The sequence below is a fragment of the Streptomyces sp. NPDC090108 genome, assembly GCF_044747185.1.
Taxonomy (GTDB): Bacteria; Actinomycetota; Actinomycetes; order Streptomycetales; family Streptomycetaceae; genus Streptomyces.
In genome coordinates, this window is the sequence record NZ_JBIVDQ010000004.1 from 516398 (window position 1) to 531273 (window position 14876).

Here is a 14876-nt window from a genome sequence, read left to right on the forward strand (position 1 = left end):
GTCCGGTCCGGTGATGAACGCATCCGCCCCCGCGGCCGTACTCCCCGGCGGAGTTGTGGCTCCGGGCGGGTGCGGTCGTACCGTGCGACGGCCGGGTCACCGGATTCGGATGAGTCGCTTGTCAGTTGTGTCCACCACGTGAAAGGCTCCTGTTTTCCGCGAGGTTTCCCTCAACTCCTCCCTTCGTGTGACGAGTTGACCTCGCTCGTGGATGCAGGAGTCTCATGCCCGACCTGCCGGCGCCTCAGGACGACATCGAGGCAACGCTGTTCACCGAGTGCTGGGACGCGGTGCTCTCCTATGCCGACCTGTGCACCGCCGGTTCCCAGAAGGCACCCCAGCTGGCGACCGAGGCGTTCACCCTCGGCATGCGCGAGCTGCGCGCGGCGGGGGCGCCCGGACCCGGCGCGGGCCGCCGGCCCTCCCGGCTGCCGGTGATCGCCGAACTGCTCACCGCCGTACGCGACACCGCCACCGCCTGGGAGAGCGGAGGCCAGGGCCACCGGCTCGACCCCGAGCTGCGGCTGTGGCTCAACTCCGACGCCGCTGCCCGCTACGCGGGGCCGCCCCTCCAGCGCCCGGTCGCCCTGCGGGGCCTGCGGGACATGCAGGAGACGGACGCCTCGCTGCTGTGGCTCGCCGAGGTGGAGGCGCTGCCGCTGCCCACCGTCGCCCGGCGCCTGGGCCTCGACACCGCGACCGTCGCCGACGAACTCGACCAGGTCCGCGTGCTGTTCCGGGACCGCTGCCACCGCGCCCACCTCGACACCCCGATGGACGCGGAGTGCCGCAGCTACGCCCGGCTGCTGGACGCGGTCACCCGTCTGCCCGCCGCCGACACCCCCGAGGACCTGTCCCGGCACCTCGCCACCTGCGTCCGGTGCGCCGAGGCCGCCGCCTGCCTGCGCCTGCACGGGGGCGCCCTGCCCGCCGCGCTCGCGGGCGGTGTCGTCGGCTGGGGCGGGCTCGCCTACCTCGAACGCCGGCGCCGCGCCGCCGAGGCCCGCCTCGGCGTGGGACGGCCCGGCGCGGCCCGCGCGGACACGCCGGAGGAGGGCGCGGGCCGCGGCCGTGCCCTGCGCGGCGGCATGCTCGGCGCGGCCGTCCTGCTGTCCGCCCTGGCCCTCGGCGCGTCCCTGATGCCGTTCGGCGACTCCACCGACGGCGCGACGGCCTCCCACGACGACCGGCAGCCGGTCGCCGACCCCGCGCTCCCCCGCACCACCCGCGATCCGGTGACCCCCTCGGAGCCGTCCGCCGCCGCCCCCGATCCGACCACCCCGCTCACCGACTCCCCCTCGGCGACGGCCACCAGGAGCCGCGCCCACCCCGGCGGCCCCGCGCCCACGTCCCCGGGCGTCTCCGCCTCCGCTTCCGTCTCCGCCGCTCCGCACGCCCCGCACACCTCGGCTCCCGCCGGCACCTGCGAGGTCGCCTACCGGATCACCGACCAGTGGTCCGACGGCTTCCAGGCCACCGTCACCTTCACCAGCGCCACCGCCCTCAGCGACTGGCACCTCGACTGGACCTACCGCGACGGCCAGCGGGTCAGCCAGATGTGGGACGCCCGCGCGCAGCAGAACGGCTCCCACGTCACCGCCTCCGCCACCGACTACAACAAGACCGTCGCCGCGCACTCCTCGGTGGCCTTCGGCTTCATCGGCGCCTCCCAGGGCGACAACCCGGCCCCGTCCGCCTTCACGCTCAACGGGGCCTCCTGCACCGAGGGCTGACCCCCCGGGGGGGATCCCGGAGGGCGGGGCGGGGTCAGCCGGCGGCGGCCGCGCCGACCCGCGCGGAGAACTCCCGGGCGCTCCAGGCCGGGCGGCCGGCGGCCGGGCGCAGCGCCGACGCGATCAGGCCGGCCAGGGGGCGGGGGACCCCGTGGGCGGCGAGGGCGCCGGGAGCGTGCTCGGCGGCACCGCGGTAGGGCGGATCCTCACCGGTGAGCAGCCACTGCGCCGTGGCGGCGAGCGAGTACAGGTCGCACGCCGGTACCCGCCGGGCGTCGCCGTCGCGGATCTCCGGCGCCACATAGGGCGACGGGAAACGCGAGAAGAGCTGGGAGACCGCGGCGGTGGACGCCTGGGGCACCCGCATCCACTCCAGCATGGACACCTTGTAGTACGCCTCCTGCGGGTCCGTCCCCGGCGGCGGCGCGCACCGGTACGCGGAGTCGGGGGAGAGGTCCCGCAGGATGACGCCGCCCGCGTGGAGTTCGGCCACCGCGGCGGCGAGCCCGGCGAGGACCTCCGCGGCGCGGGCCGCCGGCAGGGGCGCGGGCAGCCCGCGCACCGGCTCGTCGTGCTCCCAGACGTAGGCGATGAGCAGGTGCGGTTCCACCTCGAAGGTGTCCCTGGGCAGTTCCACCGGCCGGAACACCCGCCGGGCGAGCTCCGGACGCGTGCTCAGCAGCCGAGCCACCTCGTGGGTGCGGCCGCTGAGCGCGCGGCGCAGCCGGCCGGCCTCGGCGGACGGCAGCGTGGTCATGTTCTCGCCGATGACCTTGAGGTAGTGGGGCAGCCCGTTCGCCTCCGCCCGGAACGCCTGCCAGCCGTCGCCCAGAGCGTGCGGGGACTGGAGCCGGAAACCCGAGAGGACCGGCGGGGTGGCGATCTCGCCGACCAGCCGCCGCAGGCAGTCGGCGAACTCCGGCGGGCGCCGGCCGCCGGGCGCGATCGCGCGGACCCGGCCCACCAGCGCGGCGGGACTCTGCTCGACCAGGAGCCCGGCCGCCGCGGAACCGGGGTCGGTGAGGGCCGGCACGTGGGGTACGGCCAGCAGGCAGGCGGTGCGTCCCGGCCAGCCGATCTGCCGGGCCAGGGCGGGGGCGAGCTCCCGCAGCAGGGGCAGCGGTGAGTGGCTCGTGTAGGCGCGGGTCACGCCGGGTCCGGGCGGCCAGGTGTCGGCCGCCGGGTCGAGACCCTCGGGCAGCCGCCAGTTCTTGCACTCGACCGCGATCAGGACGTCCCCGCGCAGGACCACGCAGTCGACGTCGGTCGGCCGCCCGCGCCGTTCGGCCCGTGCCGCGACGATCACGGCGTCCGACGGGTCCAGCCCCTGGGCCAGGACGCGGGCGACCTCGCGTTCCTGCTCCGTCTGGTACGGACCGAGCTGGTACAGGCGGGCCCCGCGCGACGGCGACGCCGGTACGGCGGGTACCGGGTCGGCCGGCCGTCGCGGCACCGCGGGAACTCCGGGAGCGCCGGAGACCCCGGGAACCGGGGAGGCGCCGGGAGCCGTGGCGGCCGGGGGAGCGGCGGCCACGGCCGGGTCACCGCTGAGCACGGGCGGGCCGTCGAGGAGGGCCAGCGTCGCGGAGGCGGTGGGGCGTTCCCCCTGGCGGCCGAGGCAGCGCTCCAGCGCCCGGCGCCACGCACCGGGCACGTCCGCCGGGAGCCGGCGCAGGTCGGCCGGCGGGTACTCCCCGGCGCCGGGGCCCAGCAGCAGGGCCAGGGTGACGGTGGCCCAGGACCACAGATCCGCGGCCTGCGGAGCCGTACGCTCGGCGCCCTCACGGATCTCCGGCGCCACGTGGACGTCCCGTACGGCGGACCGCAGCAGGTCCGTCCCGCCGCCCTGGCCGCCGATGCGGGCGTACGCGGCGCCGATCAGGGTGACCGTCCGGCCATTCTCGTCGGGGAAGACGAGCTCGGGCCTGATCGCCTGGTGCACGACGTACCGTGCGTGCCGGTCGGCGACGGTACGGAGCAGGGCCAGGGAGTGGCCCAGCGCCTCACGCGTCGTCAGACCGGCGTGCAGACGGGCACCGAGATCGGGGCCGGGCGGCAGCGCCAGGGGCACCACGAGACGGGTCCCGTTCTCCACGGTGAACGGCGCGAGCAGCGGACCGGACGCCGACCGGTGGGCGACGTCGTGGTCGCGGCGCGCGCCGTACCGGTTGCCGGTCTCGTTCGGCCCCACGACCAGGGCCACCCGCCGGTCCCGGCCCGCCGCGTCGGTGTGGACGCCCTCATGGACGACCCAGGTGTCCTGGTAGGTGAGCACCCGTCCGCGGCGGTAGCCGTTGTCCGGCCAGCTCTCCGCGCGGCGGCCGAGCAGCCGGCGGCGCAGCTCCTCGGAGCCGCCCGCCGGGCGCCTGCCCTGCGGGAGCGCGGCCAGCCAGGCGTCCAGCCCGCTCAGCGGCACCAAGGGGTGCGAGGCGTCCCGTTCCACCGCGGACACGTCGACCTCGTCGTAGTGGACGACGACGCCCTGGGTGCCGACCTTGCGGCCCAGCTTCGTGTAGAGGACGGACTGTTTGTGCCGGATGCGGGCCAGCGGGTTCGGTACCACGGTGCGCACGGAGCCCTGTTCGTGGTGCCAGTGGTAGGCCGCGTAATGGCCCAGCACCCTGCCCGCCTCGGCGGGCAGCAGTTGTACGACGACGGCGGCGCCGGGGAGCAGGACGACGGCGTCGTCCTCCGTGGGGTAGGAGTACGACGCGTGGTTCCCGGACGGCGAGTGGTGCGGCAGCACGATCCGGCCGGGACCCCCGGGCAGGGCCGCGCGGAGCCGGGCGGCCCAGCCGGAGGCCGCGGGGCCGGGCTTCGGCACGGGACGCGGGCCGGGACCGGAGGCGGGGGCGGGGGCGGGGGCGGTCATGCGCGGGTGATCTCCCTCAGTGCGTCGGCCAGTTGTCTGGCGTTCTGGTAGCGGCGGCCGGCGCGGACGTGCAGCGCCTTGCCCAGCACGCTCGCGAGCTGCAGGGACGTCGTGTCCTCGATCCTGCCGTACTCGTCCTCGACGGTCTGCGGGTCCATGCCTGCGGCGAGCAGGCCGCTGAGCGTCTCCCGGTCGGGATGGACGAGCTTGAACAGGGTGGCGGCCAGGGAGTACGCGTCGTCCGAGGGGCGCACACCGGCGGGCCCGTTCAGCCCCTGGGCCGCGAACTTCCGCTCCTCGGCCGCGTACTGGGCGTCGAAGGCGTGGGCGTCGAGAACCGGGCTGACCTCGCCGCCGAGGTTGCCGCCTCCCCAGTCGAGGACGGTCACCCGCTGCCCGTCGGGCGCCACGACCAGGTTCTCCGGCTTCACGTCCCCGTGGGTCAGCGCGCCCTGGTCGTAGGCGCGCGCGACGATGTCCGCCGCCTCGGTGATCCAGCGCACCGCCGCCCGCCAGTCGTACGGGATCCGGTCCTCCTCGCCCATCACCTCGGCGAGCGTGCGCCCGTCGGTCCACTCGAAGACGAACCAGCGGCCGTCGACCACGGGATGCTCCGGCAGCAGCCTGGGCGCGCTCGCGCCCACGCTCCGGTCGAGCGCGTCGAACCGCGCGCGCAGCGCGCCGCGCACGAACTCGTCGCCGTCGGGGTTGAGGAGCTTGGCCACGGCGGAACGGCCGCCCGGGAGGGTCACCCTGCGGGCCGCGGGGAAGTCGTCGACCGTCTGCTCGCCCAGCGCGTCGCCCACGTCGAACCCCGCGGCGCGCAGCGCCTCGGCGGGGTCCCCGGCGGGGTCCCCGGCCGGATCCCCGACGGGGTCCGCCGGCGTCTCCGGCTCCTCGGCCGGCGCGGGCCTGGCCGCCTCACGGGCCTCCGCCCTGAGCCGCTGCCGGGCGTCCCGCTGCTTCAGCCAGGTGTAGATCAGCAGGTTCGACCAGACCCAGGCGCCGCGGCCGTCCGGCCGGATGAGTCCCAGGTCCGTGATCCGCTTCAGTCCGGCCTCGAAGTCCGGGTCCGCCAGGTCGACCGTGTCGCCGTCGATGGTGGTGGGCTCGTCGGGAGCCGTCTCGTTCTCCAGCAGGTAGGCGATCGCCTCCGCCACACCGGGCTCGCGCTCCATGTCCGAGAACGGCTTGTTGATCTCGGGCCGGTCGACCAGCGCCTGGGCGGCCGACTCGACGTCCTCCAGGGTGATGATGGAGGCCTTCCGGCGGGCCAGCAGCTTGGCCAGCTCCTCGCCCATGCAGTGGACGTGGTACGGATAACCGCCGGTGAAGTCCACCACCCGCTCGACGACCGCCGTGTGCAGGAAGACGCCCTGGTCGAAACCCTTCTGGAAGATCATCCGGGCCTGATGCGGCTCCATGAAACCGACCGGGAACTCACGGATCTCGTCCGTGAGGTTGCTCCGGTGCGGCACCAGCCGCTCCTTGAGGCTCTCGAAGCTGCAGGATCCCAGCGTCAGCAGCAGGAGCGGCATGTCGGGGTCGCTCGTCATCGCGCGGAGCTGGTCGCCGAGGTGGGCGATCGGCTGACCCGCCTCATGGACCCGGTCGAGCAGGGTCTGGAACTCGTCGATCATCAGCAGCAGACGCCAGCCGGCGAGGCCCTCCAGCCGGATGCCGGTCAGCCAGTTCCCGAACTCGTAGCCGTTGGTGGGCAGCGGGCTGTCCCACGACACCCCGGCGGCCCACGCCTTTCCGACGCCCTTGCAGATCTGGTCGGCGAGCCACTGCCACAGCGGCACCCCGTACAGGTGGCTCCAGCTCTCGCCGTTGACCTCCACGGCGAGCACTCCGGGCAGCGGCCAGTCGGCCGGGTCCTCGGGAAGCGGGTGGATCGCCAGCGAGCGGGCCAGCGTGGTCTTGCCCACCTGCCGCGGTCCGTGCAGGAACCGTACGGGAGCCGATCTGCGCTCGCGGTAGTAGTGGCGGAGCTCGGTGATCTCGGCCTCGCGCGGCACCCGGATCCGCTGGTCGGCCGGGCTGCCGGCGGCGAAGGCGTGTCCGGCGAGCTCCTCCCGCCAGCTCCTGCGCTCGACCGGGAACGACATCTTCAGTGTCTCCGCCCCGGCCGCGCCCGGACGGTGGACCCAGAAGTCCAGGTCGACCCCGCCGACGCCGCACAGCTCGTCGACCCGGAAGACGACCTGCTGTCTGCGGCCGCTGACCAGTTCCACCTCGGCGTACGGAGAGCCGTTGCAGCCGATCCGTACGCTGCCCTCGTCCTCCTGCGGCTCCACCGCGAGACGCACGTGCAGCGGGCCCTCGTCGTGGCACCACAGCTCGGGCTCGGACACCTGGAAGGCCGCGGCGAGGCGCGGCGGCAGCAGCCGGCGCCCCGACTCCTCCCACAGACGGTACGTGACCACGCTGACCCGCTGCGCCGCGTCGCGCAGCGGGCGGTCACCGACCCGGCTGGTCAGCTTCCTGGCCTGCTGGCGCAGCACCATCAGACGGACGCGTCCCTCCTCGGTGCCGATGTCCTGGGCGAGCTGGTGGTACCAGACGGACACCAGCTCACCGACGGCCGGCTCGTCCGGGCCGCCCGCGGCCACGGAACGCACCGACTCCACGACCCGCTCCAGCCGGTGGGCCGCCTCCGGCCGGGCCCCGACGACATCGGCCGCCTCGAAGGAGACGAGGTCCGCGTTGAGGTCGTACAGCAGGCTCTCCTGGGCCACTTCGTCACCGCGGAGGATCTCCAGCTCCCGGGTCCGCATCGGCAGGTCCAGATCCTGCTTCGTCGACAGGGCCTCCAGGTGCAGGGCGGGGTCACCGCTGCTGCGGGCGGCCTGGATCCACTCCTCGACGGCGGGCGCGAGACGCCCCGGCGTGTACCTCAGTTCCTGGACGACCTCCCGGTAGGCCCGCGATGCCTCGGCGCTCTCCCCGTCCTGCCACAGCATCCGCGCCCACAGCCAGCGGGTGTCCGCGGACACCGCGCGCCGCTGCTCGATCAGGGTGCGCATCACCCGCAGCCGGCGGTGCGAGGGCTGGTCGAGGCCCAGTTCCGTCGAGCGTGCCTCGGCCAGCTTCTTCATCTGCGCGGTGCCGAGCAGGCCCCGGACCAGTTCGAGGTGGTCCGGCCGCCGGGCGCGCAGGGACGCCGCCACGATCTCGTTGACGGGCTGGACCGGTGCCAGCAGACACCGCAGCGCCTCCGCGACCAGCTCGCCGTCCCCGGCCTCCCGTCCCAGGACCAGCGCGACCACGGCGAACATGCGGGCGAGGCCCGGCGGGCGGTCGGTGGCCACCGACAGCAGGGTCCGGGCCGCGGCGTGCGGATCCTGGAGGTGGTGCAGTTCGAGCCCGGCCTGGGCCAGCGCCAGATCGACCCGGCCGACGCCCAGGTCCTCGTCGCGCATCCGGGAGATCTCCTCGACCGCGGCCCCGGGGCCGCCGAGGGCGTGGGCCAGCGCGGTCCGCGGACGGATGAAGGCGCTGCTGAACGCGAATCCGTCGACGAGCGGCCGGGCCAGGGCGAGTTCCCCGGTGCGCACGAGAGCGATCACCAGGCCGGAGGCGATCACCTCGTTGCGGGGGTGGGCGTCGTACGCCGTGCGCCACGCGGTGGCGGCGTCGTGCCAGCGGTCGTCCCCGGCGGCCGCGAAACCCGCGGTGAAGGCGGCGGCCGCCGCCGGGCTCAGCCGGGCGAGGCCCTCGGTGTCGAGCGCCACGGGCGTCGTCCGGACGAAGCGCTCGCTCTCGCCCGCCAGTCCCTCGACGAGGTGGCCGCAGACGTTCCGCATCAGCAGGACCTGCCGCTCGAACTGGGGGGAGTCCGGATCGACGCCGCGCAGGGCGTTGCGGAAGGTGTCGCTGCGTTTGCGGTTCTCCCACTCCGCGGGTTTCGCCCGGGGCGGCGCGAGACTCACGAACTCCCGCGGGTACGTGTCCGGTTCCCCCGTGTCCCCGTCCACGGCTTCCCCGGCGGCCGCCCGCGGGGCCGGGACACCGGCGGAGTCCGGGGCGGTTCCGTGCGGGGCGGCACCTGCCGGGAGAAGGCCGGCCGGGGCGGCGGCGGGGGCGTTGCTCGGGGAGAGCAGACCGCGGGGCGACGGCCTGCCCACGCTGCGGAAGATCTCGTCCACCACGGCCCGGTCCGCGGGCCCCAGCACCGTCCTGCTGCTGATCTCGGCCTCGATCTCCAGGGTGCCCGCGGCCTCGTCGAGCAGGCCCAGCTGGGCGTAGGCCGCGGCGATGTTCCAGGCGGCCATGGAACCGGTCCAGAACCGGTCCGCGTACCTGCGGTACAGCTCCAGCGCCTCCGCGCCGCGCCCCGCCGTGACCAGGGTGCCGAGCGTGTGCGGGTAGGCCAGCACATGTCCGGCCTCCAGCGCGGCGCACCAGGCGTCGGCGGCCGCTCCCGGACCGTGCAGCTGCTCCAGCTCCTGGGCCTCGTGCAGGGGCGCCGGACCGTCCTCCGGGCGGGGCGGGAGCACGAGGTGGGAGCGGCGGGGCTCCAGCGTCAGGGCCCGGCCGGGGTCGGCCGGCAGCGGGCGCGGGGGCAGCGGAGGGGTGGTCCGGGCGACGATCCGGTCGGCCTCCTCGTCCTGCCCGTCGCCGCGCAGCAGCCCGACCAGCTGATGCCGGATCCGGGGCCGCAGCGTCGGCTTGCACTGCTCGGCGAACTCGGTCAGCAGCCGGATGGCCTCCCTGCTGTCCCCGGAGTAGTCGAGCGCCGAGGCGAGCCGCTCGACCAGCTTGGGGTCGCCTCCGGCCACCACCTGCTCGACGAGCCCGGCCGGGGCCTCCAGGTCGGGCTGCTCGGCGACCCGGTCGATCAGCAGGTCCAGCAGGGTCAGACAGACCCAGGGAGCGGTCCGCTCCAGCTGGCGGGCGACCGCCAGGACCGGCGACGGGCCCCGCTCGTCGAGCAGCTGACGGGCCGGCTCCAGGAGCGCCGCCTTGTTCTGGCGGCCGTTCAGGGCCTGCTGGACGATGTGCTGTTCCGGAGTCAGCGAGGGGTGCACGCCGTTGAACGCGCGTGTCCCGCCGGACACGGCGGGGACACCGATCCGCCGGTCCAGCTGGGCGATCCAGTCGGCGGGTCCGCCCAGCAGGACGGCCTGCCGCCGCAGGTCCATGGCGACGCCCGGCCGCCCCGCCGCCACGGCCACGAGACCGGTCTCGTACGCGAGTCGCCAGTCGTCCTCGCCGAGCGCGCGCCGCTGGGAGACCAGGGCGAGCGCGTCGTCCAGCCGGCGGCTCTCGCGCCAGATCTTCATCAGCAGCATCAGCCCGGGAGTGCGGGGCGCCGCCTCGACCAGGGCGCGCAGCAGCCATTCGGCGTCCCGGACACGGCCGACCGTGAAGAGGCGTTTGGCCAGCGACTCGAAGTGCTGCATGGCCGCGTTGGTGATGCGCGCGGGCGGACGGGCGCCCACGGAGGCGCTGTGCGGGGACGGCGGCACCGGCTTCCCGGCCGCGACGAGATGCTCGACCACGAGCGGCCACACCACCGGCGGCGGCTGGTCCCCGGTCTCCAGGGCCGTCGCCAGCACCTGGGCGGCGCCCTCCGCGTCCCCCAGCAACTCCCGCGCGCAGGCGCGGTTCCACAGCATCCAGCCGGAGGCGCCGGCGGGCAGCAGCCGGTCGGCCAGGTCACCGGCGAGGTCGGCGTCGCCGGACCGGCAGGCCCAGCCGACGGCGCACGCCGCGGCGGCCTCCGCGGCGGCCCCCGTCGCCGCGGTGGACCAGTCGGCGAAGCTCAGCGCCGCCTCCGCCGGGTTCTCGATCTGGGTCAGCGCCGCCAGCAGCCCCCGGGGCAGGCTGTCCGCGTCCGGCGCCAGGAGGTCCTCGTGCAGCAGCAGGGGCGGCAGCCTCCAGGCGTCCGTGTGGAGGCCCGCCTGCGACGCGTCGGGCAGGGGGGCGACCACCGGGGACTGCGCGGGAGAGCTCTGCGCCGCCGGGGTCTGCGCGAACGAGCCGTGAGCCCCCTGCGCGGGAGAACCGTGCGTCCCCTGCGTGGGAGAACCGTGCGTCCCCTGCGCGGGGAGCGGAGGGACGCCCGGGGACGGAAGCGTGTGAACGAGCCGGCGGTCCAGCTGCAGCAGATGCTGCTCGGGGGCGCCGGAGCCGGTCAGCCCGTTCCGCAGCTCCGTCGCGCGGTCCAGGTCACCGCTCTCGGCGGCCACCAGGGCGAGTTCGAACCGGAGCATCCAGTCCGCCGCCCCGCGCGCGGTCATGCGGGACACGAACTCCTCGGCGTCGGCGAGCCGGTGCTCCTCCCGGTAGATCTTCATCAGCAGGGAGCGGCCGGGAGCCGTCGCGCACACCTCGGTGAGCGCCGCGAGGAGAAGCTCGGCCTCGGCCGTGCGCCCCGCCAGCCGCATCCGCTTGGCGGTGGCCTCGAACCGCTGCCGTACAACGGCGTCGACGCGCCCGGCGGGGACCGGACCGTGCCGCGGCGGCGCGGGGAACGGACAGGGCCGCCCGGCCGCCCGGAAGAGCTCCAGCACCGGCGGTACGACGAGCTGGGGCGTGCTGTCGCCCAGCCTGCCCACGTTCTCGAAGGCGGTGACGGCCCCGCCGATGTCGCCGAGCGCGGCCCGGGCGCAGCCCTCGTTCCAGTACCGGGTCGCCGACCGGCTTGCCTCCCCGGCGAGCCGCGCGTGCCGCTCCAGCGCACGCTCGGGGTCCCCGTCGTACACCGACCAGCCGACCGCGCACACGGCCGCGGCGCGCTGGGCCCGGCCGGGTCCGCCGGCCGCCATCTCCTCGAAGGCGGCCGCCGCCCCGTCGCCCCCGGCCACACCCCGCAGGGTCCGCGCCAGCAGCGGATGCCAGGGCTCCTCCAGCAGCTCGGCGAGCAGCAGGATGGGCGGCACACGCACGGGCTCACCGCTCGGCACGGGAGCCGCGGCCCGCGGCCCGCCGCGGACCGCGCCGAACGCGGCCGGTCCGGGCGCCAGCCGCAGCGCCATCTCCTCGGCCATGGACAGCAGTTGCTCGGCGGCCTCCTCGTCCTCGGTGCGCTCCGCGGTGGCCACGATCGCCGCGAGACGGACCGCCGTGGACTTCTCACCGCCGCCGGCCCCACCGCCCGACCCGCCGTCGGCCCCGTCGTCGTCGCCCTCGCCGGTGCCCGCACCGCTCTCCGCCAGCCTGTCGCGCAGGGCGCGGGTCCGCTCCAGGCGTCTGCCCCGTGCGACCAGCGGGCGCGCCAGCTCCAGGAACGAGTCGACCTGCCCGGTCCACCCCTGCGCGACCTCCGCGCGGACCTCCTCGAGGAACTCGACCAGTTCGGGACTCTCCGAGACGTGCCGGGCCACACCGTCGAGCCGCCCGCGCACCGACGCCAGATACGACTGGGCCTCGGCGACCGCCCCGCCCTTGCTGCCGGTCTCGGCGAGCGCGAGCGCGGGACGGATCGCCTCCGTCGCGTCCCGCAGGGCCAGACGCTCCTCGACCAGCGCGAGCACGGGCGCCGGGTCGAACGGCTCACCGCCCGGCCCGACCAGGTCCAGCAGGACCGCCGGCAGCAGGCCGCGGGCCGGCTCGGACAGCTGGGCGACGTCGTCCTCGGACAGGTGGAGCGGCTCGGGCGGCGGCGCGTCGCGGACGATGGCGGTGAGTTCCAGCACCTCGCGCATCCGGCCGGCGATCCGCGCCGCGGTCTCCACCGTCTGCTGGTAGCGGACCCCGCCCATCGTGAGGGGCTTCAGCAGCGCGCCGTTGACGGATCTGACGGCGTCGTCCGGCGTTCTGGCCAGCAGGAGGCAGTCGTCGGGCCCGCTCTCGGTGAACACCTGCAGGGGGCGCAGGAAAAGCTCCTTGCCCATCACGTGGTTGGCGGCCGCGGCCGCCAAGGTCTCCGACTCCAGCCTGCGCCGCGCCTCGCGCAGCAGACCGCCCCGGGCCGCCTGGAGCGCGGGCCGGCCCCCCGCGGACACGACGGCCTGGAGGGAGTGCTTGAGGGAGTGGGGGAGGGTCTCGTCGCCGAGGAAGGCCCCGGTGACGAACCGGCTCGTCCAGGCGAAGTGCCAGAAGTCGAGGAGCGCGCCCACTCCCAGCGGGTCGTCCTCCGTGAAGGTCTCCGCCAGGGCCGCGACATGGCGCACGGCGAGCGACTTCTCCGGCGCCACGGCGTGCGCGTGGAAGATGGCCTTGCGGGCCACCACGACCGCCACGGGGGCGGCGGCCGCCGCGGTGTCCGGTGCGAGCGCCGTGCCGGTCGCCAGCGATGTGGTGTAGCAGTCCACAGCCGTTGCCCACTCGACAGCTTCGCTCACCCGGCACCCCCGCACCAGCAACGCGTATCTGACGGACCGCCATGTCCCCCTCGGGGAGCGTGAATCGCACCGTCCCGGAATGACTCAGGCTATCAGCCGGTGCCGTCCTCATCCCCTGCTCAGCGGGCACCGGCTCACGGACCGCGTCCGCCCGCGCCGCCCTCGGGCCGGCCCGGCGCGCGGGCCTCGTGGCGCGCCGGGCGGCGCACCGGAAAAGGAGTGGCGCCCGGACGGCGGGAGCGGTTACGGTCCTTTCCGTCCGGTCGCCGCGAAGGCGCCGGAACCCTACGAGTGTGATCCAGGAGGTGTCGACCGATGACTGTCGCCGCGCCGGGCTCTGCCCGCATCCGGAAGTTCGTCAAGTCCACCTCCGTGGCCTCCGGCTGACCTCAGACCGTCTCGTCCGCGCACCACGCGCGATGCCGGGGGCACCTTGTGAAGGGTCACCCCTTGTCTTCCTCCTCTTCCTCTTCTCTCTCCTCCGCTTCCTCCTCCTTCGGCCCGTCCCCGGCCCTCCCGCACCCGCTGTCGCCCTATGGCTGGGACGCGGACTGGGAGGCCGAGTTCGCCCCGTACGCCGAGCGGCGGTTGCTGCCCGGCCGTGTCGTACGGGTCGACCGCGGTCAGTGCGACGTGGTCACCGCCGACGGCGTCGTGCGCGCCGACACCGAGTTCGTCGTGCCCCGCGACCCGATGAAGGTCGTGTGCACCGGCGACTGGGTGGCCGTCGACCCCGCGGGCGGCGATCCGCGGTACGTGCGTACGCTCCTGCCGCGCCGCAGCGCGTTCGTGCGGTCGACGTCGTCCAAGCGGTCCGACGGCCAGGTGCTCGCCACCAACGTCGATCACGTCGTCGTCTGCGTCTCCCTCGCGGCCGAACTCGACCTCGGGCGGATCGAGCGGTTCCTCGCCCTCGCGATGTCCTGCTCCACCGGCGACGCGCTGCTGCACGGTCCGGGCAACTCCCGGGAGTCCGCGCCCCAGCCCGTCGTCGTCCTCACCAAGGCCGACCTCGTGTCCGACCCGGCGACGCTCGCCCACCTCGTCCAGGACGTCGAGGCGAGCGCGCCCGGGGTGCCCGTGCTCCCGGTCAGCGCCCTGCACGGCGACGGACTCGACGTCCTCCTCGCCCTCACCGGCTCCGGTACGACCGTGCTGCTCGGCCAGTCCGGCGCGGGCAAGTCCACACTCGCCAACACCCTCGCCGGCGAGGACATCATGGACGTGCGGGCCGCCCGGGACGTCGACGGCAAGGGACGGCACACCACCACCACCCGCAACCTGCTCGTCCTGCCCGGCGGGGGAGTGCTCATCGACACCCCCGGGCTGCGCGGCGTGGGTCTGTACGACGCCGGGAGCGGGGTCGGGCAGGTCTTCACCGAGATCGAGGAACTGGCCGAGCGGTGCAGGTTCCAGGACTGCGCGCACGACAGCGAGCCCGGCTGCGCGGTGCGCTCCGCCGTCGAGGACGGGGAGCTCGCGGTGCGGCGGCTGGAGAGCTACCGGAAGCTGATCCGGGAGAACCAGTGGATCGTCGCGAAGACCGACGCGCGGGTCCGCGCGGAGATCCGGCGGGACTGGAAGCGGAAGGGCGCCGAGGGCCGGGCCGCGATGGAGGCCAAGCGGGGCCGCCGGGCGTAGGCACTCCACGCCCGCACGGATGCCCGGGGGCCACCCCCTCCGGGCACCCGTGTCCCGCCACCGGTCGTCTGCGACGTGCCCGCCACCGGTCGTCTGCGGCACCGTGTCCTGGCACCGGTCGTCTGCGGCACCGTGTCCTGGCACCGGTCGTCTGCGGCACCGTGTCCTGGCACCGGGCGTCTGCGTCCCGCCGTCGGGCGCGCACGTCCGGCCTCCCGGCCACCCCTGGCCTGCCCTCGGGCATCCACGGCCCGCTTCCCGGTACCCGCGCCCCGCCCCGGAGGTTCCGGTGGACCTCTCCCGGCATGACCTGGGCCGTACCGGGGCCTGTGTCCG

At 75.3% G+C, this 14876-nt stretch carries 4 protein-coding genes; 2 read left to right on the forward strand and 2 right to left on the reverse strand.

Translation table 11 applies throughout. The annotated features are described in order from the left end of the window. The first annotated feature begins 224 nt into the window (after window positions 1-224). On the forward strand, window positions 225-1733 hold the full coding sequence (locus ACIPRD_RS17140; protein WP_401563823.1) for a cellulose binding domain-containing protein: 1509 nt from the start codon (window positions 225-227) through the stop codon (window positions 1731-1733). Between the two features lie 34 nt (window positions 1734-1767). On the opposite strand, the gene ACIPRD_RS17145 is transcribed toward ACIPRD_RS17140, so the two are convergent. Then, window positions 1768-4605: a hypothetical protein gene (locus ACIPRD_RS17145; RefSeq protein ID WP_401563825.1), complete on the reverse strand. Its 2838-nt coding sequence runs from the start codon at window positions 4603-4605 to the stop codon at window positions 1768-1770. After that, window positions 4602-12899 (reverse strand): hypothetical protein, encoded by an 8298-nt coding sequence (locus ACIPRD_RS17150; protein ID WP_401563828.1) that lies wholly within the window; start codon window positions 12897-12899, stop codon window positions 4602-4604. The genes ACIPRD_RS17145 and ACIPRD_RS17150 overlap by 4 nt, the downstream gene beginning before the upstream one ends. A gap of 450 nt (window positions 12900-13349) precedes the next feature. On the opposite strand from ACIPRD_RS17150, the gene rsgA reads away from it, so the two are divergent. Then, window positions 13350-14540: a ribosome small subunit-dependent GTPase A gene (rsgA, locus tag ACIPRD_RS17155; RefSeq protein ID WP_401563830.1), complete on the forward strand. Its 1191-nt coding sequence runs from the start codon at window positions 13350-13352 to the stop codon at window positions 14538-14540. Window positions 14541-14876 lie beyond the last annotated feature (336 nt).

Coding starts and splice junctions, on each gene's coding strand:
- ACIPRD_RS17140 (WP_401563823.1), top strand. CDS start 225: ATGCCCGACCTGCCGGCGCCTCAGGACGACATCGAGGCAACGCTGTTC.
- ACIPRD_RS17145 (WP_401563825.1), bottom strand. CDS start 4,605: ATGACCGCCCCCGCCCCCGCCCCCGCCTCCGGTCCCGGCCCGCGTCCC.